At 54.9% G+C, this 21524-nt stretch carries 18 protein-coding genes; all 18 read right to left on the reverse strand.

Annotated elements, in window-relative coordinates; translation table 11 throughout:
* Positions 1 to 32 precede the first annotated feature (32 nt).
* Positions 33 to 1130, reverse strand: coding sequence for a DivIVA domain-containing protein (locus CGL_RS10675; protein WP_003860384.1), 1098 nt, complete (start codon positions 1128 to 1130; stop codon positions 33 to 35).
* 488 nt (positions 1131 to 1618) lie between these two features.
* Positions 1619 to 1906 carry a YggT family protein gene (locus CGL_RS10680; protein WP_011014917.1) on the reverse strand — a complete coding sequence of 96 codons (288 nt, stop codon included), beginning with the start codon at positions 1904 to 1906 and terminating at the stop codon, positions 1619 to 1621.
* Between the two features lie 240 nt (positions 1907 to 2146).
* A complete protein-coding gene (locus tag CGL_RS10685; protein ID WP_003856516.1) occupies positions 2147 to 2605 on the reverse strand; it encodes a cell division protein SepF in 459 nt (152 codons plus the stop codon).
* 76 nt (positions 2606 to 2681) lie between these two features.
* The gene (locus tag CGL_RS10690) at positions 2682 to 3386 is read right to left on the reverse strand and encodes a YggS family pyridoxal phosphate-dependent enzyme (RefSeq protein WP_011014918.1); all 705 of its coding nucleotides are present in this window, start codon (positions 3384 to 3386) and stop codon (positions 2682 to 2684) included.
* A 1-nt stretch (position 3387) separates the two neighbouring features.
* Complete coding sequence (pgeF, locus tag CGL_RS10695; RefSeq protein WP_011014919.1) at positions 3388 to 4128, reverse strand: peptidoglycan editing factor PgeF; 741 nt, start codon at positions 4126 to 4128, stop codon at positions 3388 to 3390.
* A 27-nt stretch (positions 4129 to 4155) separates the two neighbouring features.
* Positions 4156 to 5484 (reverse strand): cell division protein FtsZ, encoded by a 1329-nt coding sequence (gene ftsZ / locus CGL_RS10700; RefSeq protein ID WP_011014920.1) that lies wholly within the window; start codon positions 5482 to 5484, stop codon positions 4156 to 4158.
* 251 nt (positions 5485 to 5735) lie between these two features.
* Positions 5736 to 6404: a cell division protein FtsQ gene (gene ftsQ, locus CGL_RS10705; protein WP_003860375.1), complete on the reverse strand. Its 669-nt coding sequence runs from the start codon at positions 6402 to 6404 to the stop codon at positions 5736 to 5738.
* Positions 6405 to 6431: 27 nt separating this feature from the next.
* On the reverse strand, positions 6432 to 7814 hold the full coding sequence (gene murC / locus CGL_RS10710; RefSeq protein ID WP_231838297.1) for a UDP-N-acetylmuramate--L-alanine ligase: 1383 nt from the start codon (positions 7812 to 7814) through the stop codon (positions 6432 to 6434).
* Between the two features lie 112 nt (positions 7815 to 7926).
* A complete protein-coding gene (gene murG / locus CGL_RS10715) occupies positions 7927 to 9018 on the reverse strand; it encodes an undecaprenyldiphospho-muramoylpentapeptide beta-N-acetylglucosaminyltransferase (protein WP_003860372.1) in 1092 nt (363 codons plus the stop codon).
* A 29-nt stretch (positions 9019 to 9047) separates the two neighbouring features.
* Positions 9048 to 10700 (reverse strand): peptidoglycan glycosyltransferase FtsW, encoded by a 1653-nt coding sequence (locus CGL_RS10720; protein WP_011014922.1) that lies wholly within the window; start codon positions 10698 to 10700, stop codon positions 9048 to 9050.
* Positions 10701 to 10702: 2 nt separating this feature from the next.
* Positions 10703 to 12121 (reverse strand): UDP-N-acetylmuramoyl-L-alanine--D-glutamate ligase, encoded by a 1419-nt coding sequence (gene murD / locus CGL_RS10725; RefSeq protein ID WP_011014923.1) that lies wholly within the window; start codon positions 12119 to 12121, stop codon positions 10703 to 10705.
* Positions 12122 to 12127: 6 nt separating this feature from the next.
* Positions 12128 to 13228, reverse strand: coding sequence for a phospho-N-acetylmuramoyl-pentapeptide-transferase (gene mraY, locus CGL_RS10730; RefSeq protein ID WP_011014924.1), 1101 nt, complete (start codon positions 13226 to 13228; stop codon positions 12128 to 12130).
* A 6-nt stretch (positions 13229 to 13234) separates the two neighbouring features.
* Entirely contained in the window at positions 13235 to 14779 is a 1545-nt protein-coding gene (gene murF, locus CGL_RS10735) for a UDP-N-acetylmuramoyl-tripeptide--D-alanyl-D-alanine ligase (RefSeq protein ID WP_011014925.1), read from the reverse strand.
* A gap of 9 nt (positions 14780 to 14788) precedes the next feature.
* Positions 14789 to 16354, reverse strand: coding sequence for a UDP-N-acetylmuramoyl-L-alanyl-D-glutamate--2,6-diaminopimelate ligase (locus CGL_RS10740; RefSeq protein ID WP_003856539.1), 1566 nt, complete (start codon positions 16352 to 16354; stop codon positions 14789 to 14791).
* 123 nt (positions 16355 to 16477) lie between these two features.
* Positions 16478 to 18433, reverse strand: coding sequence for a peptidoglycan D,D-transpeptidase FtsI family protein (locus CGL_RS10745; protein WP_011014926.1), 1956 nt, complete (start codon positions 18431 to 18433; stop codon positions 16478 to 16480).
* Between the two features lie 155 nt (positions 18434 to 18588).
* Positions 18589 to 19386 carry a hypothetical protein gene (locus CGL_RS10750; RefSeq protein WP_011014927.1) on the reverse strand — a complete coding sequence of 266 codons (798 nt, stop codon included), beginning with the start codon at positions 19384 to 19386 and terminating at the stop codon, positions 18589 to 18591.
* Positions 19383 to 20396, reverse strand: coding sequence for a 16S rRNA (cytosine(1402)-N(4))-methyltransferase RsmH (rsmH, locus tag CGL_RS10755; protein ID WP_003860361.1), 1014 nt, complete (start codon positions 20394 to 20396; stop codon positions 19383 to 19385). Before rsmH ends, CGL_RS10750 begins: the two co-directional genes overlap by 4 nt.
* A 245-nt stretch (positions 20397 to 20641) precedes the next feature.
* Complete coding sequence (mraZ, locus tag CGL_RS10760) at positions 20642 to 21073, reverse strand: division/cell wall cluster transcriptional repressor MraZ (RefSeq protein WP_003856549.1); 432 nt, start codon at positions 21071 to 21073, stop codon at positions 20642 to 20644.
* Positions 21074 to 21524 lie beyond the last annotated feature (451 nt).

Genomic DNA, 21524 nt, shown 5'->3' on the forward strand with positions numbered 1-21524 from the left:
GGAGCCGGGTGAAAGATAACTAATCTTTCTTTTTACTCACCAGATGGCTTGTTGTTGGTTGGTGCAGAGGAGCCACGTGCGTTGAGTTCTTCCAGCTGGCCCTCGAGGAGGGACTTCAGACGGGTGCGGTACTCACGCTCGAAGGTCTGCAGTTCCGCGATGCGGGTCTCCAGAGCATTCTGCTGTTCCTTGACTGCAGCCATGGTTTCGGTGTGCTTGCGCTCTGCGTCTGCCTGGAGGGCGTTTGCCTTGTCCTCGGCTTGACGGATCTGAGCTTCTGCACGAGAGGTGGATGCGGCCAGGGTGGCTGCGGACTTCTTCTCGGCTTCGGAAACCAGGTTCTTAGCCTTAGCGTCAGCTTCGTTGACCAGAGTGTCAGCGCGGTTCTGCGCTTCAGCGATCTGCTTCTCAGCGTTTGCGCGAGCATCTTCCAGAGTGCGGTTGGAGGTGCTGTTTGCTTCCTCGATCTGCTTCTCTGCTGCTTCGCGAGCCTCGTCCAGCATGGACTTGGATTCGGAGCGAGCCTCTGAGGTCAGGCGGTCTGCCATTTCCTGTGCGAGTCCCAGAACCTTCGCTGCCTGCATGTGGGTGTCCACATTTGCAGCACCTGTAGCAACTGCTGCTCCGGTGCCAGCGCCGACAGCGCCAACCGCTGCTGCCTTAGTGGTGCTGGAGGATGCTGCTGACTTAGCTTCAGCCTTGGCCTTTTCAGCTTCGTCGCGAGCTGCCTTTGCGTCAGCTTGTGCACGCTGTAGCTGATCTTGAGCGGACTTCGCATCGTTTTGAGCCTTCTGAGCGGCCTTGGAGGCATCATCGAGCTTGGATGCGTATTCGGAGCGCAGCTTCTCTTCGATTTCCTTGCGCAGCGCTGCCTCGTCAACAGACTTGGAAGCTGCAGCTGTGGCTGCACCTGCAGTTGAGGAACTAGCAGCGGAAGAAGTACCACCGGCAACCTGCGCCTCTAGCTCTTCGACCTGCTGCTTTAGGTCTTCGTTTTCCTCTTGGAACTGAACGAGGGCGTCCTCAACGAGATCTAGGAACTGATCAACCTCGTCTTCGTTGTAGCCACGCTTGCCGATAGGCGGCTTATTAAAAGCGACGTTATGCACATCAGCTGGAGTCAACGGCATTTGCGGATTCCCTTCGATTTAACGGTGGCCCCAGGCAGGGCCGGGACTCAGCCACAAGAATCTCTCATGACTGGAATTTCCATTTATCATACTGTTCTTCACGTGCCATTGTAGCCAGCAGTTATTTTTTATCTGACATACGCGCCGAAAACTCCAAAGAGAATTCAAAAATCCTGCACACTTTCAAGGCCACAAGGACCCCAAAAGCTTCATGCCAATGACAGTGAAGGGAACGTGGCCAACCCTACCCGTCAGGGTTACAGATTTGTGATTTGAATTGCGTGTTTACAAAACTTTGCACCCCCAATGATGCAACTTAAACCACGCTCACCTATATCAATTCGTTACCGTTGTTATCCTTGTCACAATTCCAAAGAGCACGCTTTTCGACGCCCGGTTGCGGGTGTGCGCGAAGGGGGTAAAAGCCCGAAAATCCCGCATGCCTAACGGCATCCGGGATTTTTCTCCAGAGGTGTTTTTAGGGTCTTTTAAGCCAAAACCAGAACTACCGACCGCAGGATCGAAAGGATGAAAAAGAGCACAAGGACGGAAAGATCAAGGCGCACATTACCTAGCGGCAGCGGTGGAATGACCCGGCGAAGCAGTTTCACCGGTGGATCGGTGACCATGAAAACTGGCTCGGCAATGTAGTAGAACCACTTTGGTGGCGTGAACGATCTAGAAAATGACTGGATCATCTCGATCACGATGCGTGCCACAAGCACCCATGTGTAAATACCGATGAGCCAGGCGATCAATATTGCAATGTTACCCACGAGGAAACAGCCTAACTGAAGTGTTGAGAAGATGAAATTAACTGGAAACGATCACGAAGATCATCGACACCTTCATGATAGACGCAAAAACCCGCCCCAGACCTTGGAAAAGAGCCGTAGAGGTCTGTGACGGGCTGAGGGATTACCCCTTAAAGATTTCCGATCACGCTGCACATGTGGCGATGGTGTTAGACACTCATCGCTGTAGTGACCCGGTAAATCCACACCACGAGGGTGTGTTTAGCGGATGCGTGCGGCGCGCTCGAGCTCGGAAGTGCTGATGTTGGACAGCTCTGGAACGACAGCGAAGGTGACGCTGTCAATCTTCTGCATCTTGCCACGCAATGCGAAGCACAGGCCTGCAGCGAAGTCCACAATGCGGCGTGCTTCCTCACGGGAAAGCAAGCTCATGTCGAAAACAACTGCGTCGCCGTCGCGAAATGCTCCACCAATAACCTGAGCGTCTTCAAAGGAATGAAGCTCTACTGGAACGATGGTGGACTGGTAAGAGCGAGGTGCTGGCGATGGAGCAACAGGGGCTGGTGCCTCTGGTGCATAGCCGTAGTCACGCTCACGGTATTCAGGTGCGTACGCAGCGGTGCCCTCGTAACGTGGTTCATCTGCATAGTAAGCATCCTCGTGCTCCGCTTCGTATGGAGCGAGTCCGAAGAATTCTTTAGTCTTCTTGAGCATGGACATGGCAGTTTCCCTTCACCTGGAATGTCTTAAATTTCATGTGCAGCTGGGGTGCTCGTCACACCCTTAACTTGATTTTCTACGCTAGCGGTCGGTTCCCAAGAATTTCAGTTCCGACACGCACGATTGTTGAGCCGTGTTTAATCGCAGCAACTAGGTCTCCAGACATACCTGCCGAAAATTCCAAAGACCTGTCAAAGTGTTCCTCTAAACCTGAAAGTACGTCTCTTGCCTGGGAAAAAGCTTTTTCAGGGCCCCAACCAAGCGGTGGGACGCACATGAGGCCCTCAAAACGCAGATGTGTGGTGTCACTGATGCAATCGGCAAGTTGTGTGACCTGGCTCAATGGAGTTCCACCTCGGCTCGGGTCACCATCCAAACTCAGTTGAATAAAACACGGAAGCTCGTCACTGGTGCGGTCGCCTCTATCCAATGCAAGGGCTACTCCCCTGCCCAATGCTTCGGCGATTTTCTCGCTATCAACGGAGTGCACTGCAGCTGCCCACCTGGCGATCGAGTTGGCTTTCTTTGATTGGATTTGGCCAATCATATGAAAGTCCATGTCGGGAAGTTCGAGTGCTTTGGCGCGTGCTTCTTGTTCGCGGTTCTCTCCCACTGCGGTGACACCAAACTCTTGTAAGATCTTGATGTCTTCCACGGGGTGGAATTTGGTGACCGGCAACAGACGTACACTGCCCTCGGGGCGGTTGTGTTCGTTGAGGGTCGCGTCGATACGCGCTTGCACCTGCTGCAGTCGTACCTGCAGCTCTTCGCGGCGCTCCAATTTATGCCTCCTTTGGCAGCCACACCACGCCGGCCTGGCGGCCTGTCGTGCCTTCGCGGCGGTAAGAAAACAGATCTTCGTCTTCGATGGTGCAGCGTGGATCAGAATCAATCATTTGCACACCCAGGCTGAGCATTTGACGCAGCAGCCCTGCGCGGATGTCCAGTCCTGTGGTGCCTTTTGTCGTACGCGCAATGGAACCTGGAAGTTTGGCTTCCACATCGCGCGCCATGGCCTCTGGGACCTCGTAGTTCGCACCCGATGCCGCTGCACCCATGAGCGCATGAATGCGGCTGGGTTTCGCGCCGAGCTCCTCCATCTTCGCAATGGTTTTAGCTACGATGCCATTGCGGGCTCCCATGCGGCCTGCATGCACTGCCGCAATCACGCCAGCGTCGGTGTCTGACAGCAGCACTGGCACGCAATCAGCAACCAAAACGGCCAGCGCTAGCCCTCGTTGCGTGGTCACTAGCGCATCGGTGGCCTCTACAGCCTGGCCATCCGCTGGGGCTTCATCAATGACTGTGACGGTATTGGAATGAATTTGCTCCATGTACACCACCTTGTCTGGGGACAAACCGATGATGTCAGCCAAGCGATTGCGGTTGGATGCCACAGCTTGAGGATCGTCGCCGACGTGATCACCAAGGTTGAAGGAAGCATACGGGGACTGCGAAACCCCGCCGGCACGGGTCGTGAAGACCTTGCGGACGGGGCGGTTGCGGGGGTCAAGACTATCCATAGTGGATAAGTCTATTCTCCTTCTTAATTACTGGAGGAAGCTGGGTACATCCAGGTCGTCTCCGCGGTCATCGCGGCGATCGTCACGACGATCATCACGGCGGTCGTAGGAACGGTCATCGCGGCGCTCATCGCGGCGCTCGTCACGGTGATCTTCGCGGCGCTCATCACGACGGTAATCGCGATCATTGCCGGTGGTGAAGAGTCCACCGCCGGAGCGGGTCTCCTCAATGCGATGACGTGCACCAGCAGAGCGGGACAGGTAAGGATCGTTCTCCTCACGTGCACCACCGAAGATGCTTTCCTTCTCTGGTGGAAGGGTTGCGTTGGTGGTTGGGACCTGCTGCTGGACTGGCTCAGCTGCAGGTGCAGCTGAGATGCCTGCGCGGCGGTTCTCAGCGGCGCTTGCGCGAGCTGCGTCAAAACCGGTCGCGATGACGGTTACGCGGACTTCGTCGCCCAGGTTGTCGTCGATGATGGTACCGAAGATGAGGTTGACATCTTCATCGGAACGCTCACGGACCATGGATGCAGCTGCGTTGACTTCCATGAGGCCCAGGTCGGATCCACCAGCAAAGGACAGCAGGACGCCAGTTGCGCCGTCCATTGTTGCTTCGAGAAGTGGAGAGTTGATGGCCTGCTCGGTTGCAGAGACAACGCGGTTGTCCCCACGTGCAGAGCCCACACCCATGAGTGCGGAACCAGCTTCGGACATGACGGAGCGAACGTCCGCGAAGTCCACGTTGATCACACCAGGGATGGTGATCAGGTTGGTAATACCCTGAACACCATTGTGGAGAACTTCATCGGCTGCGCGGAACGCTTCCATGATGGACAGGTTCGCATCGCCCAGCTCAAGCAGGCGGTCGTTTGGAATAACGATGAGGGTGTCGCAGACCTCCTTCAGTGCTGCGATGCCTTCTTCTGCCTGGCGAGTACGGCGACGGCCTTCGAACTCGAAAGGCTTGGTCACAACACCAATGGTCAGTGCGCCCATCTTCTTGGCGATCCCTGCCACGACTGGTGCAGCACCAGTTCCGGTGCCACCACCTTCGCCGGCGGTAACGAAGACCATGTCGGCGCCCTTGATGGTTTCTTCGATTTCGTTCTTGTGATCCTCTGCCGAGGCACGTCCAACTTCTGGGTTCGCGCCGGCACCAAGACCACGGGTAGCTTCACGTCCGATATCGAGCTTTACGTCGGCATCAGAGAACATGAGAGCCTGCGAGTCGGTGTTCACCGCGATGAACTCCACGCCTTTGAGGCCTTCTTCAATCATGCGGTTGACGGCGTTGACTCCGCCGCCGCCCACGCCGACGACCTTAATCTTGGCGAGGTAGTTGTTCGGTGAGGTCATTGTCGATGTCTCGCCTTTCGAAGAGTTGATACTAAAAAAAATTTTGCTTTTATTTTCATCTCAGATAAGCAGTCAGCACTGTGAGAGCTTATCTAAAAGTGTTAATCCGGCTGACATATATCTTGTGCGAAAAACACGTCAATGTGTCGGACATTTACAGCGGCGTGTCGCTACCCTCAACCTTTACTTTAGGGTTGTTGAGGTGGGCAAACGCGTTGTGGAAACGGGTGAACCGGAACTACCCAGCCACTTTAGCGGACTGTCACCATTGAGGGTGAGCTAATGTTCCAACGTTGGCCTTCCCGCTTCAAAACAGTCGACATTGCCACCGCTTTATCGTGGTTGTTTTCCGAGGATCCCCAGTAGATTTCCCGGCCATCATTCATTTTCAGCAAGATATCAAATTGATCCGGAGCTTCCACTACCTGGATACTTTCTGTCATCTGCGCATCTTGCGCTTTAATTGCGTTGATTACAGCAATAACCGCAGGAAGCACTTCTGAGTTTCCTTCATCCGCGCCAGAAACTTCTACTGTTCCCACCGGGGGTGTTCCAATGATAATTTCTTTACCCTCGGTGTCAATGACATGGTCACCATCAGCACGCTTGATGAACACTGCAGGCTCACGCTCTGTCAGCTCCACGGTGATGGTGCTTGGCAGGGCACGGTTAACGGTCACCGATTTCACCCAGGGCAATTCCACAATGTTTTGCCCTGCTGCAGTCGCATCGACGCGGAAGAGGTTTTCGCCCTCAACAATCCCGGAGACTTCCAGTACTTGATCCGGATCTGTGCGCGTTGCACCGGTTACTTCAATGTTTCCCACCTTGAGGATGGGAACGAACCAGGCAACAACGCCCAGGATTGCCACGAGGACAACAACCACACCCACAACAATGGCGATGACTTTTTTGTTCACGCTAGTCCTGCCTTGTTCACTTACGTCCTAATTGTTTTGCAGCTGATCCAGGATTTCTGGAGCAAGCATGGTCACGGAACCTGCACCCATGGTGAGCACGATGTCATTAGGTCCTGCGATTTCTGCAATGCGTTCTGGGACTGCAGAGAAATTAGGTTCGTACACCACTGGAATGGTCATCGCATCGGTGATGATTTCCGAGGACACGCCATCCACCGGTTGTTCGCGCGCTCCGTAAATCTCAAGCACCACGGCAGCGTCTGCCAGTGACAGTGCCCCCGCGAACTCCTTTTGGAATTCTATGGTGCGTGAGTATAAATGTGGTTGGAACGCGACGATGACACGGCCCTTTCCAGCGGCCTTCACCCGGGTGCGCGCAGCGCTGAGCACTGCAGTTACTTCCGTTGGGTGGTGTGCGTAATCATCATAAATAGCAGCGCCATTAAATTTGCCGCCCTCGATAGCACCGTGGAACTCAAAGCGGCGTCGCACGCCGGAGAAATCCGACAAGCCTTCAACAAGCTTGTCGACGTCCCCACCCACCAGGTATCCGGCCAGCAGGGCGGCTGCACCGTTGAGTACCATGTGATCACCAGGGATTTGAAGAATCACAGATACTTCCTGTCCATCGATGTTGATGGTGGCGCGGGTGCCTTCTGCGACAACTTGGGAATCCACGATGGTAGCCATCGCTGGAACCTCAGGGTGTGCCTGTACGGCGTCAGCGGTACCGTAACCAACAGTCTTGATACCCTTGCGGACAGACCTCTCCCCCAGCTCCGCTGCGTGAGGATCGTTCAGGCACACAACCAGCTTGCCGTTCGGGGTGATGCGTCCTGCGAAATCGTCGAACACTTGGAAGTAGGCTTCAGGGGTTTTAAAGAAGTCCAGGTGGTCTGGTTCCACATTGGTGACCACTGCAACATTTGGCTTGTAGCGCAGCAGCGATGCGTCAGATTCATCTGCTTCAGCGATAAAGACCTCACCAGTTCCATGGTGCGCATTGGTGCCAGCCTTGTTGAGCTGTCCGCCGATAGCAAAGCTTGGATCCATGCCCGCTGCCTGCATAGCTACCACAGACATAGAGGTGGTGGAGGTCTTACCGTGGGTACCCGCGATCAAGACCTGGGTGGAGCCTTCCAGCAATTCGCCCAACAGATCGGAGCGACGAATAACCGGAATGCCTTCTTCACGTGCACGAACAAGTTCCGGGTTGTCTTGCGGAATGGCGGCAAAAGAGGTCACCACGACGGTGGGAAGTTCGCCGGAAAGCTCAAGGTTTTCCGCAGCGTGTCCCACTGCGATGGTGGCTCCCACGGCGCGGAGTGGAAGCAAGGTGCGGGAATCTTTGGCATCGGAACCAGTGACTGTCTTACCGCGGGCAAGCAGGATTCGGGCAACGCCAGACATTCCGGCTCCGCCAATACCGATGAGGTGGACGCGGGACAGATCAATATCTTGTGCAGAATCCAAGTGTGGAGTGGTCACCTTTAAACTATTCCTTTGCGTTGAGCTGGTCGTTTTAGTTGTGTTGGCTATTGATAGTTGCAGCAATCATGTCTGCAATCACCGTGGAGGCGTTACCTGCGGTGGAGGTTTTAGCTGCGTCCGACATCGATTGGTGTGTGGAGGGATGAAGGAGAATGTCAAGGGTGGCGTCGATAAGCGTCTGGGCGGTGAAGTCCGCGTCGTCGATCTGGCGTGCGGCACCAGCTTTAATGACAGCCTGGGCGTTGAGAGCCTGCTCACCGTTGCCGTGAGGCAGCGGGACATAAATCGCGGGGACGCCGGCGGCGGTGACCTCTGCAACCGTCATCGCGCCGGAGCGGCACACGATAAGATCAGCAACGGTGTAGGCAGCCTGCATATCGTCGATAAACGGAACGGGATGGTAGCCGGGTTTCGCTGCAGGCAACTCGTTTTTCTTACCCACGGCGTGGAGCACCTGGAAACCTGCCTCCACCAGCTGATCTACAGCTTGCTCGACGGCCTTGTTGATACTCACAGAGCCCTGCGAACCACCGGTGACAAAAATGGTTTGGCGGTCCTTGTCCAAACCCCAAGTGTCCCTGGCTCGGTCAGCTGCGGACTCATCCCGCGCGCCACTTAAAACAGCACGAATCGGAATGCCCACCACGTCGCCGTCCATGCCGGAACCAGCAACAGCATTAAGGCCAACGCCACCGAGCTTGACGCCCAATTTGTTGGCCATGCCTGCACGGGCGTTGGCTTCGTGGACAAAAAATGGCAAGCCCAAAGACTTCGCCGCCATATAAGCCGGAGCAGATACATAACCGCCAAAGCCGATGACCGCTTGAGCGTCTGTGTCCTTCAGTGCCTTGCGTGCTTGGCCTAATGCCTTAGCTACCCGGAATGGGAGCTTCAACAAATCCATATTGGGCTTGCGTGGGACTGGAACCGGCTCGATGAGATGAAGCTCAAACCCACGATCAGGCACCAGGGTTGTTTCCAAACCACGAGCAGTACCTAAAGCCGAAACTGTTGCACCGTGCTTATCGCGCAGCGCTTCAGCCACTGCCAACGCAGGCTCAATATGTCCTGCGGTACCGCCACCAGCAACGACAACCCGCATGGGTTTTGGGGAGTTAGCCATCTTTATTCGTAGTTCTCCTGATTTCACATTTATCTGCGGTTGCGGTTGTCACGCCAATCATCGCGCGACTCGGAACGGCGCTCGGTAGGCCTGCTTTGACGACTTCGATCAACGCTGCGATCGGCTGCGCGCCCACCAGTAGTTGATTGGCTACGCGCCGTACCTTCGTTGCTTCGACCGTTGTCCTGACCACTGCTTCGACCTTTGACGCTACCAGTCGAGCGTCGCGGAGCTTCCGATTGTACTCCAGCTCGCCCACTTCGTGGCGCCTGCGCTCGGCGTGCGGTCACAGGCTCGCCGAAGCGGTCCCGAGACTCTTTCTGAGGACTCGGCTTTTGTTTAGCGGCCTTGGTTTTGTTGGAACGCAAGGATGCATTACTGGTGGTCAAAGTACTTGAAGGCTCACGCAATCCCAGAAGTCGATCGATTGCGGGGCGTCCATAGGAAGCCATCGCAGAAACTGTCTCTGGTTCGTGGCGTGCACAGCTAATGAGCAAGCCCATGGAAGCCAAGGTAATGATCGCGGAGGTACCACCGGCGGAAATCATGGGCAGCTGAATACCGGTAACTGGCAGCAGACCAACCACGTAGCCAATGTTGATGAACGCCTGCGACACCACGGATGCCGTCAAGGTTGCAGCCATCAAGCCCAAGAATGGATCGTGGCTCTTCTTGGCTGTGCGCAGACCGAAGTACAGCAGCCCCGCGAAAAGTGCGATGACCAGAGCGCCACCCCACAGCCCCAGCTCCTCACCAATGATGGCAAAGATGAAGTCATTTTTAGCTTCGGGCAGGTAGAACCACTTCGCCCTTGATTGGCCCAAACCAACTCCCAAGCCGGAACCATCTGCAAGAGAGAGGAAGCCCTGATAGGACTGGAAGGCAATGCCTCGCACATCGTGGAAATTGCCAAACAGCGCATCGAAATACACCTCGAATCGGCTTGAACGGAAGCCTCCGCCCAATGCCAGGACTGCGAGGGCTGCGATAATCAGTACGCCGGCAATCGCGATCCAACCCATGGCGATGCCCGCAAAAAACAGCATGAACAATACAACCAGCACGAAAGACATCGCCATGCCGGCGTCGCCTTCCATGAAGATCAAAAACGCCATGAATGCACCGACGCCACCAAAACGCATCAAGTGATTATTGAACCAGTGCTGCACAGGGCCCTTGCCTGCGAGGTAGTGCGCTCCCCACACGGCAATGGCCACTTTGGCGATCTCCGAAGGCTGAAACTGAATAGGTCCAAGAGCAATCCACGACTGCGACCCGACCTCTTCTTTACCTGTACCAATGCCAGGAATCTGCACGGCAAGCAGCAAGACAATAGACACAATCAATATCAGGTTGGATAGGTTTCTAATGGTTTGCGGGCGCGTCATCAACGCCACCCACATGGCAAAGAAACCCAACACGATCATGATGCCCTGGCGCACGGCAGTACCCCACACGGAGCCACCTTCCCTCAACGACCATGTCATTGAGGAGGAATACACCATGACTACACCGAGGCACGACAAAATGACCACGATGCACAAGATCATGATGTAGTCAGTTAAAGGGCGCGCGAGAAGATCATTCCATGCACCGGAAATACGCTCCCTAATTCCCAGCCCCGTTCTGGTTTTAGCGCCAGTGTTCGGACGTGCGGGTTTTTTTGAGGCTCCGGTGGTCATGATCAGCCTTTCTCTTCCGTTAATCCTTTGATTGTGCCAATGATGTTGTGTGCAAAGAGGTCGCCACGCTGGCCCATGCCTTTGAACATGTCCAAAGACGCAGCGGCAGGGGCAAGCAACACGGTATCGCCGGGTTCGCTGATGCTAAATGCCTCAGTGACGATTTCTTCCATTGCCTCAAATGGCTCCGTCTTGTCAGTGACAAATACAGAGGCCTGCGACGCGTGTTCCTTCAACGCTGCCACGATTTCAGCACGATCTGCGCCCAACACCAATGCTGCCTTGATGCGCTGTTCGTGCTTTTTCACCAGTGGCGCAATGTCCGCGCCTTTGAGCTGTCCGCCGACAACCCAAATGACTGAATCATGCCCAGCTAGCGCAGAATCAGCAGCGTGGGGGTTGGTCGCCTTGGAGTTGTCAATGAAATGAACACCGTCATGCTCGGCGACGACCTGGCCACGGTGGCCTGCCACCTCAAAAGAATCCAACGCACGCGCGATCGCCTCAGGTGCCACGCCCTGCGAGCGCGCCACCGCAGCTGCAGCCAAAGCGTCCAAAACACCGGCAGGGCCGGCGGGATTAATGCCGTCAGCGGATGCAAGCACCACATTATTGCCGTAGGCATTATCGACGAGCTCCCCCGCTTTCACACCCAACTGGCCGGTTGCAGGCTCATTGACGGTAAATCCAATGAGACCACTCAAGTCTGCTTCAGAAGTCAGCTGCACCAAATAAGGATCGTCTGCCCCAATGATGGCGACCTTGCCCTTGAGCACTTCCATCTTGGCCAACGCATAATCACGCATGGAACCGTGCCAATCGATGTGATCCTCAGCCAAGTTGAGCACCACGCCAGCATCAGGGGTGAAGGTTGGAGACCAGTGCAATTGGAAACTAGACAGCTCTGCAACTAACACATCAATGCGGTTTTTCGCTACCAAAGCCTCAGACACCGGGATGCCGATATTGCCCACTGCCTTGGCAGTAAAACCGCCCTCATTCATCATCGCGGCGAGCATTGATGTGGTGGTGGTTTTACCGTTGGTGCCGGTGACTGCGAGCCACGTATGTGGCTCGCCGAAAACACCTGCCTGGTCCAGGCGCCAAGCAAGCTCGACGTCACCGATAACCTCAAGGCCCTGGCGGTGGGCGTCGACAAGCAAAGTGCTTGTTGGGCGCCAGCCCGGGGAGGTGACCACAATGGAGAAAGAATCCAGCTGTTCCTGAGCCTGCGCGGTGCTGATATCTGCAACGTCTACTACTTCAATGAGCATGTGACGTGCAGTTTCGTTATCGTCGGCGACCACAACATCGCAATGCAACTCACTGAGCATCTTTGCAATGGACAGGCCGGAAACACCAGCGCCGGCCACAAGAATACGGCCCTGCAGCGCCTGAGGTAAATGGGACAGAGAAACCATAATTATTTATACCTCCGCTAAGTGGAGCCAGTCGCTGTAAAACACACCGACACCCGCCAACACAGCCATGATCGCGATCAGCCAGAAACGGATGGTCACGGTAGTTTCAGCCCACCCAAGGGCCTCGAAGTGGTGGTGGATCGGAGCCATTTTGAACACACGCTTACCGCGGGTCTTAAACACGCCGATCTGGATCGCAACAGAAGCGATCTCAATGACAAACAGCGCGCCGATGATAACCATGAGCAGCTCGGTGCGACTAACCACAGAAATACCTGCAACCAAACCGCCCAGTGCCAAAGAACCAGTATCGCCCATGAAGATCTTTGCCGGCGCCGCATTCCACCACAGAAAGCCCAAGGTGGCGCCCAGACCAGCAGCACACAACACGGACAAATCCAGTGGATCACGCACCGTATAGCAACCCGCTTCCACTGCAGTATCGCAGGAGTTTCGGAACTGCCAGAACGTGATCAAGGTGTAAGCACCCATGACAAATGCTGTGGTACCTGCGGCCAAACCATCCAAACCGTCAGTGATGTTCACGGCATTCGACCACGCGCTGACCACAACGTAGATAAAGATGAGGAACACGATGATGCCAAAAACGCTGCCCCCGAAGCCAAGGTCAATGGTGTCGATATCGCGAATGAATGACAGGTGGGTTGATGCTGGGGTCAGACCGTTTTCATCGGGAAACTGCAGTACCAAAAAACCAAAGATCAACGCAATGGCCAGCTGAGACACCAGCTTAGCGGTCTTGTTCAAACCAAGGTTTCGGTTCATGTACAGCTTGATGAAGTCATCGGCGAAACCAGTGGCACCAAGGCCCAAGGTCAGACCCAACACGAGCAAGCCGGAGACTGTGAATCCACCAACGCCTTGGATCATGGCCAAGATATTGGTAAACACATAGGCCACAACAATGCCCGCGATAATCGCAATGCCACCCATGGTTGGAGTGCCACGCTTACGCAAGTGAGACTGCAGGCCTTCTTCACGGATTTCCTGGCCCAACTGGCGGTTAGTGAAATAACGGATCAACACCGGGGTGAGAAAGATTGAGACGAGGAACGCAACCGTTCCACTGACCATAATCTGTTGCATTGTTTTCTACTGTCCTTCCACGTTCCGACGAGAATCGTCGTTGACCGAGCCACCTGTGTTTTTGAGGCCCGGCACCATGCCATGTAGTGCTTCTGCGACCCTCCACAGGCGATCAGCATTTGAAGCCTTAACCAGCACTACATCATCCCGCTTAATATGGCCTGCGAGCAACTCGAGCGCTGCATCAACGTCTGAAACTACGTGAGTACTCACACCCAGGCTCGCTGCGGACTCTGCAAGTGCTGCACAGTTAGGGTTCTCCCCCACTGCGACAAGTTCTTGAACATTGTATTTAGCCAGCTCAGCACCAAGTTCGGCATGGGCTTCCGAGGCGTCATCGCCAAGCTCACCCATTTGGCCAAGCACTGCCCAGCTTGTTGCTTCAGAACGACCACTAGCTGTGTACGCAAGAGCCGCGATACCTGCACGCATAGAATCAGGATTCGCGTTGTAAGAATCGTTGATGATGGTCACGCCGTCGGCACGGGTCTTTACATCCATGCGGTGCGCGGAAGCAGCTGAATGTGCTTCCAATCCAGCAACCACCAATTCTGGGGCGACGCCAGCTTCCATGGCAATGGCAGCAGCAGCAAGTGCATTAGCAACCTGGTGCTCACCAAAAACCTGCAGGGTGACCGGCCAAGAGCCGTCCTTCGTGTTCAGCGTAAAGCTTGCCCGCGCAACAGCGTCCAGTGAAATACTCGTTGCCCAATAATCAGACTTTTTTGCTTGGCCTGCATCGGTGGTAAACCACACCACGCGCGCCTTAGTGCGTGGAGCCATCCGGGCGACAAAAGGATCGTCAGCGTTAAGGACTGCTACCCCACCCGTTTTCTTCGAGGGCAGCGCTTCAATGATCTCGCCTTTTGCCTGCGCGATATTCTCGCGGGATCCAAATTCACCCAGGTGCGCATGGCCGACGTTGAGCACAGCTGCAATCCGTGGCGGAGCAATCTCTGTCAGGTGCTTAATATGTCCAATGCCACGCGCGGACATCTCAGCCACCAAATACTTAGTATCGGTTGTGCAGCGGAGCGCGGTGTGTGGCAAACCAAGCTCATTGTTAAACGAGCCCGGAGGAGCCACAGTTGGCCCATCTTGGTCAAGAACCGTCGCGATGAAATCCTTCGTAGAAGTCTTTCCCGCAGAACCAGTAATAGCCACAACGTTCAATTGATGGCCAGCCACGCAGATATCCACCACGTGGCGAGCCAACCGAGACAACGCCTCCACTACCGCCGCGCCATGCCCATCTGGATCATGAGCATAAATGTCAGCATTGGATTCCTGGATTTTTACTGGAGGCACGACGATCGCAGGTACGTCAACCTCACGGGCTGCCAATACTGCAACCGCACCTTTCTCAATTGCAGTTGCAGCAAAATCATGGCCGTCTACACGAGCACCCGGAAGTGCTAAAAACAAGCCACCCGGTGTGAGGGATCGAGAATCAAACTCCACGCTGGAGCTCACAAGCGTATCTTCTTGAGCACCGCCAGTAAGCCTGCCTCCAACGATGTCAGCGATTTCCCCAAGGGTCATTGTGATCATGACTGTGGCCTATCCTTCTTCCGTAGTAAGGGGAAGTTTATTGTTGAGCTTTTCTGTCAAAGCAGCGCGAACTTCTTCGCGGTCATCAAAATGGTGGGTGACACCAGCAACTAGTTGTCCAACTTCATGGCCTTTTCCAGCTACTACAATGCCATCTCCAGGCTGTGCCCACTCGACCAAAACGCGAATTGCTTCTGCACGGTCACCAATTTCTAGGACTTCCACCGGTCGTTCGGACTCTGAAGCACCCTGCTGTGCTCCTGCAGTGACTGCTGCGCGAATCGTGGCAGGCACCTCTGAACGAGGGTTGTCATCAGTGACAATAACTAGATCAGCACGCTGTGCGGACAACTGCCCCATGGGGCCACGCTTGGTGGAATCGCGGTCTCCACCAGCACCGATAACCACTCCGAGGCGCCCGTCAATCTGGGTCCTCAACGTATCCAACACAGCAGCCACTGCAGCAGGCTTGTGGGCATAATCCACCACTGCAAGGAAGTCTTGTCCCTCATCAATGCGTTCCATACGGCCTGGAACCGCGACCTTGGACATGCCTCGAGCAAACGCTTCGCCATCAACACCCACGCGTGCCGCAGCGGCAAATGCCAACGTGGCGTTAGCAACGTTGAACGCACCTGGAAGAGCTAGCTCGACCTGGTAGGACTGGTTTGAGGGGGCGTTGATCTTAAAACTCTGGGCGCCAGAGTCGCTGACATTGATGTCTGTAGCGCTGAAGTCTGCTTCTTGCCCAAGGGTGGATACTGTTTGCACATCCGCTGCCACGCTGGCCATGCGCTGACCCCAAGAATCATCCACGCACACGACCTGTTTGTCAGCCACAAGTGGAGAATCTGCGCGGAAGAACAATGCCTTCGCGTCAAAGTAATCATCCATGGTGGGGTGGAAATCAAGGTGATCCTGCGACAGGTTGGTAAACGCAGCTACATCAAAGTGGGAACCCGCAACTCTGCCCAATGACAATGCATGGCTGGATACTTCCATCACCACGTGGGTGACACCGTGATCGCGCATTCGAGCAAACAATGCCTGCAGAGTCGGCGCTTCTGGAGTGGTGAGCTTTGTGGGTACTTCTTCCCCGTCAATACGTGTACCTGTGGTGCCGATCAAACCAACTTTGTGGCCTGCCTCCATGAGTCCTTTTTCCAAGAGGTAGCTGGTGGTGGTTTTACCTGAGGTTCCAGTGACTCCAATGAGCGTGAAATCTTTTGAAGGATCGCCATAAATGCTTGATGATGCTGCGCCAAGTACTGCGCGGACATCATCAACAACGATGACTGGGCGGGTCTCTCCTGCTTCGTTGAGCACCTCAAGTCCAGCTGCGTCAGTCAAAATGGCCACAGCTTTCGCAGCGTTATCCGTACCTGCAAACTGTGCGCCGTGAGTGCGGGTTCCTGGAACTGCAGCAAAAATAGCGTCCGAGGTAGGTAAGCTGGAGGAGTCAAGACCAATAGCCGCGATTGCTTGTTCCCCTACTGCGTGAGCGGGAACGCCCTGGGCAGAGCCCTTGAGGATGCCATCGATAAGTTTGGTGAGGTCCAGCAACGTGGTTGCCATGGTTTTCTCTCCTCCACAGGTTTCTAGGTGTTAATAATTCGGACGCGGCACGTGGGTGATGCCGAAAAGAGTTCAAACAAAAGTTCAGATTATGAAATTCTACAAAAGACACTTCTGTTTGAGTTATTGAGCTTGAAGGATGATCGGTTCGGTGGCTGCAGACAGTGGGATGTTGTCGCGGTTGAGCAACCAGGTGGCGATGTCTTTGAACAAAGGTGCTGCGGTTTGGCCGCCACCACCGTGGACTCCGCGTTCTGGCTCATCAAGCATGATGGCTACAACAAATCGAGGATCATCAGCGGGTGCAATACCCGCGAAGGTAATCCAGTATTGCGAGTTAGAGTACGCGCCCGTGTTGGGGTCAACTTTCTGCGCCGTACCTGTCTTACCTGAGATTTGATAACCCTCAATGGAGGCGTCTGGAGCGGTACCTTGTTGCACTCCAGTTGGATCAACCTGGGTGACAGACCTAAACATATCCACCGTGGTGCGGGCAGCTTCAGCGCTGACAACCTGGATTTTATCGGGTTCTGGCTGCTCTAGGACTGTTCCGTCAGAATCAGTCACGCTCTTGATGATCCGCGGTTGAATGCGTTCACCATCGTTGGCCAAGGCTTGGTAGATTCCAGCCATTTGCAACGTGGTGATCGACATACCCTGACCGATGGGCAGGTTAGCAAAAGTACCGCCAGACCACTGCTCACGTGCGGGCAGCAGGCCTTGGGATTCGCTCGGAAGCTCAATACCCGTTGGCTGTCCCACACCGAATCGTTCCAGGTAATCAGCAAATTTATCTTCACCAAGACGCTGCGCAAGCATCAGAGTGCCTACATTCGAGGACTTACCAAAAATTCCTGCAGTGGTGTAGGGAACGACACCGTGGTCCCACGCATCACCGACAGAAACACCGGCCATTTCAATACTGCCCGGTACCTGCAACACTTCATCTGGAGTAGTCAAGCCCTCTTGAATTACGCCTGCTGCAGTAATCACCTTGGCTACAGAACCAGGCTCGAAGGGGTGGGTGACAGAAGGATTGTCAAAGCTCTTGCCCTGCTCAATCTGCTTTCCCGTGTCTTCGTTGGGGTTGATGGTATCGGTGTTTGCCATCGCCAAAACCTCAGCGGTCTTGGCATCAAGAACCACAGCGGAGGCGTTTTCTGCACCGGAGTTAGCTTTCGCCTGCTCCAATGCCTGCTGCACATAGGTTTGCAGATCCAGATCAACGGTGAGTTCAACGCTGGCACCATCAATGGCTGGAATTTGATCCCTCAACGTGCCCGGGATTGCTTGTCCCAAAATGGACATGTCCTGGGTTGAGCGACCGTTGTTTCCTGCCAACAGGGAATCGTTGGAAGCCTCAAAGCCGAACTGGCCTTCGCCGTCCATGCTGATTCGACCGATGATGTTTTCACCAATCGCGCCGTTTGGGTATTGGCGGATGTCTTGATGATCAGCTGCGACGCTGGGCATCTCATCGGTGATTTCTGACGCTACATCGGGATCAACATTGCGGACGAGCACCTCATACTGGCTATCAGCATTGAGCTTGTCCAGGATCTCCTCAGAGGAAATTCCAGTGACATCTTGGTCATGGGATTTGATGATCTCAGGGATCCGATCCGCAATGCTTTGAATGCGCTCTTCTACCTTGTCGGACAGAATGGTTTCGCGCTGTTCTTCAGACGCAAAAACATACGCGTTGCCTTCTTCGATGGTCACATAGCTGGCCACGTTTTCCGGATCGGTTTCTTCAGCCGCCAAACGCAAGGCCAAATCAGTTCCGGTCTTTAATTCCTCACGCATGATGTTCGGAGAAACCGTCAGCGAACGTGCCTGCATCGTGTACGCCATCTGGTTTCCTTCGCGGTCCACGATGCTTCCACGACGTGCAGGATCTACGTACACGCGGGTGCGCTGTTCCGAAGCATTGAGGGACAGTTCTGGTCCCCAGACAACTTGGACCCAGCCGAGGCGAATGATCAGTACGCCAGCGATGACCAATGCGATAGCGGTAACCATGTTCACACGTCGCTTGCGTGCGCCGCCCTGGGTTGAAGATTTAGGCCGGTAGGTCACTCCTTCTTCTTGGTTTACGCCTTTAGCTTTACCGCTGCGTCGCGTAAGTTCGCGCTCTCTAGCGGCTCTTCTGCTTTCGTCCTGATACGCCGAACGGCGGGACGTATCTTCACGTCCCGCACGCTCGCCCCGACTTCTGCCATTGCTGGGGAAAGTCACTGCCCTGCGCCACCTGCTTGTCCGGTGGTTGCAGCATAAGGAACAGTGTTGGTCTGATACGGCGGAGCTGCTGCTTCTTGTGGAATCGCCTGGAGGTTTTCAGTCACTGCGTTAGTCTCGTCAGGGTTGCTTGATGCCCGATTTGGTCGGGTCTGTTGTCCATTGATGTCAACTATAGGGCGTGTCTCTGGATTTGCTTCGCGCTCCTCCACAACATCACCGTTTTCCTGCACTGCGAGCACGCCAGGTTCCACTGGGGATACCAAGCCCATCTCCGTAGCATTCGCTGCCAAGGTTGCTGCTGAGCGAGCATCTTCCACATCTCGGTTGAGCGACTCAATGCGATTGCTCAAATCCGTTTCAGTTGCCTGAAGTTCCTGCAACTGGAAAGTCTGCTGTGTAGACGTTCCGGACAGACCCATGGTCGCGCCAACACCAACGCACAGCAGGATAACCACCAGCACAGACAGCTGGATCACCTTAGGATCAGCACGTTTTGCCTCAACGCGGCGACCACGCACCGACATAACCTGCTGAGAGCCCAGCTTGTGCTGCATCAAACGCTTACGCGTTGGTTGCACGCCAGGGTTCACTAGGGCCCGGGTTGTGTGGCGCCTTTCCGGCGCCATGTCACGACGAGGTTGCGTGCTTATCGACGCGCCCCTCCCCGAAGCTTCCGCTGTGGAGAAATCCCTACTCACCGAGACGCGACGGCCATACCGTGGATCAGCGTCAGCGACACGTCGATCGCGAATCTTTCCCGACTCTGTGCGGGAGCCATTTGTCATGGTCATGAGAGGTCTCCTGAGTTGTTGCCGATTCTTTCGATTGCGCGCACCTTCACAGGTGCGGCACGTGGGTTTTCTTCAATTTCAGCTTCCGAAGCCGTTTCAGCACCGCGAGTAACCTGCTTAAACTGTGGTGCAGTTCCAGGAAGATCAACAGGCAAGCCCGGAGGGGTCTTAGAGGTGGTCAGATCCGTGAAGAACTTCTTCACCAGCTTGTCCTCATGAGACTGGTAGCTCATAAACACTGCACGTCCCCCAACATTGAGGGCGTCAGTGATTTGAGGAAGCACATTCTTCAGGGAATCAAGCTCGTTGTTCACCTCAACGCGCAACGCCTGGAAAGTACGTTTCGCGGGGTGTCCACCGGTTCGGCGGGTCGCTGCAGGGATGGCGTCGTACAGAAGCTCCACCAAACGAGCAGAGGTAGTGAACGGCTCTTTTTCACGTTCTTTCAGCACCGCAGAAGCAATCTTGCCGGCGAAGCGTTCATCGCCGTAAGTCTTCAAGATTCGAGCGATGTCACCATGCGAATAAGTGTTGAGGATATCTGCAGCCGTAATACCCTGAGTTGCATCCATGCGCATGTCCAGAGGCGCGTCCGTGCGGTAGGCAAAGCCACGCTCCACCTGATCAAGCTGCATCGAGGAGACACCCAGATCAAACAGAGCGCCAGCGATACCGTGCTCGCGAGCTAAATCAATGATGTCGCCCTCGACAGATTCCAACACCTCGCGGAGTCCGTCGAAACGCGTCTGGACGCCAATGAACCGCTCCCCGAAAGGAGCAAGTCGCGCGCGAGCATCCCGCAACGCATTTTGGTCACGATCAAGGCCAATCAGGCGCGCTTTGGGGAACGTGTTCAGGAAGAACTCCGCATGCCCGCCTGCGCCAAGGGTTGCGTCAACAATGACAGCGTTTTCTCCCAATGCTTCCACGTGTTCGGCGATCAAAGCCGCCATACGATCACGCATTACGGGAACGTGTCCGTGGTTGCCATCCAAGGAAAAATCTTCCATGTGCGTGTTCCCCCCTTTTCCTGCCGGCCTAGATGTCCAATGTCTTGTACTTATGTTTGTGGATAAAAAAACTGCGCGACAATGTCATAGCCACATATCACGCAGTCCGTTTTCCACAAATCACGGAGTGCGTACAGGGCCCCACTCGAAAAGTCTCGATCTGATGTCGGGGAAGTACACCAGAGCCACTCCTCGAGCAGAGTCCATACACGCGCTCCCTGCCATTTCGAAGCATTGCCCAACTATCAGAGCAATCCTCCAAGGACGTCATCTTCAGCTGCTGAGAAGGCAGCCTCCGTCTCTTCCTGATACGCGGCCCAGGCTTGAGCGTCCCAAATCTCCAGAAAATCCACCGAACCGATAACGACACACTCTTTTGTCAGCCCCGCATATGTGCGGTGCGCTGCCGAAAGGGTGATGCGCCCCTGGCCGTCGGGTCGTTGTTCATCCGCGCTTGCTGCAAGGTTTCGGATAAACGCACGAGCCTCAGGGTTTGTCCTAGAAACTGCAGCTGCCTTGCGAGCCCTTGCTGCAAATTCTTCCTTCGGATAAACCGCGAGACTGTGGTCTTGACCTTTAGTGACCATCAATCCCCCCGCAAGGTCCTCACGGAACTTTGCTGGAAGAGTCAGCCTGCCTTTGTCATCGAGTTTCGGGGTATAGGTACCAAGGAACATCCTTGAAGTCCCCTTCCCAGCAACTCAGTGGCATAAACAGAACCAACCATTCAGTTTGTCTCTGAGGGTGCGTAGTGGCCTCTCATGCAAGACCACCGCGCACCGCTGCAGCCCACAATACCCCACTTTCCCCCACCTGAATCAAGTGTTAGGTTCACTTTCCCCCACTTTCCCAATATCCATGCAGGTCACCCACACAAAAACAAAGTGGGGCAAATTTCGTGTCGCCCCCTTATTTTTTCACGCCCCCCATGTCATACCCACTCAAATCGCGGTTTTGAGCAACTTCACCAACTTTCTCTTGTTACCCAAAACCATCGATCTTGCAGGGGAAATGGCAGGTAAAATCTGAAGAACTCTTAAGGTTCCCAACGAACTCTCAGGATTCCACATCGGCCAGAATCGGCGGCTCTTCAAGTGGGGGAAGGTGGGGAGTCTCGGTGGGAGAAAG

Source organism: Corynebacterium glutamicum ATCC 13032 (assembly GCF_000011325.1).
Classification (GTDB): domain Bacteria; phylum Actinomycetota; class Actinomycetes; order Mycobacteriales; family Mycobacteriaceae; genus Corynebacterium; species Corynebacterium glutamicum.

Coding starts and splice junctions, on each gene's coding strand:
- murF (WP_011014925.1), bottom strand. CDS start 14,779: ATGATCACAATGACCCTTGGGGAAATCGCTGACATCGTTGGAGGCAGG.
- pgeF (WP_011014919.1), bottom strand. CDS start 4,128: ATGGATAGTCTTGACCCCCGCAACCGCCCCGTCCGCAAGGTCTTCACG.
- murD (WP_011014923.1), bottom strand. CDS start 12,121: ATGGTTTCTCTGTCCCATTTACCTCAGGCGCTGCAGGGCCGTATTCTT.
- rsmH (WP_003860361.1), bottom strand. CDS start 20,396: ATGGAAGATTTTTCCTTGGATGGCAACCACGGACACGTTCCCGTAATG.
- ftsZ (WP_011014920.1), bottom strand. CDS start 5,484: ATGACCTCACCGAACAACTACCTCGCCAAGATTAAGGTCGTCGGCGTG.
- CGL_RS10720 (WP_011014922.1), bottom strand. CDS start 10,700: ATGACCACCGGAGCCTCAAAAAAACCCGCACGTCCGAACACTGGCGCT.
- CGL_RS10740 (WP_003856539.1), bottom strand. CDS start 16,354: ATGGCAACCACGTTGCTGGACCTCACCAAACTTATCGATGGCATCCTC.
- murG (WP_003860372.1), bottom strand. CDS start 9,018: ATGGCTAACTCCCCAAAACCCATGCGGGTTGTCGTTGCTGGTGGCGGT.
- CGL_RS10750 (WP_011014927.1), bottom strand. CDS start 19,386: ATGACCATGACAAATGGCTCCCGCACAGAGTCGGGAAAGATTCGCGAT.
- CGL_RS10675 (WP_003860384.1), bottom strand. CDS start 1,130: ATGCCGTTGACTCCAGCTGATGTGCATAACGTCGCTTTTAATAAGCCG.
- murC (WP_231838297.1), bottom strand. CDS start 7,814: ATGTCTGGCGTTGCCCGAATCCTGCTTGCCCGCGGTAAGACAGTCACT.
- CGL_RS10685 (WP_003856516.1), bottom strand. CDS start 2,605: ATGTCCATGCTCAAGAAGACTAAAGAATTCTTCGGACTCGCTCCATAC.
- mraY (WP_011014924.1), bottom strand. CDS start 13,228: ATGCAACAGATTATGGTCAGTGGAACGGTTGCGTTCCTCGTCTCAATC.
- mraZ (WP_003856549.1), bottom strand. CDS start 21,073: ATGTTCCTTGGTACCTATACCCCGAAACTCGATGACAAAGGCAGGCTG.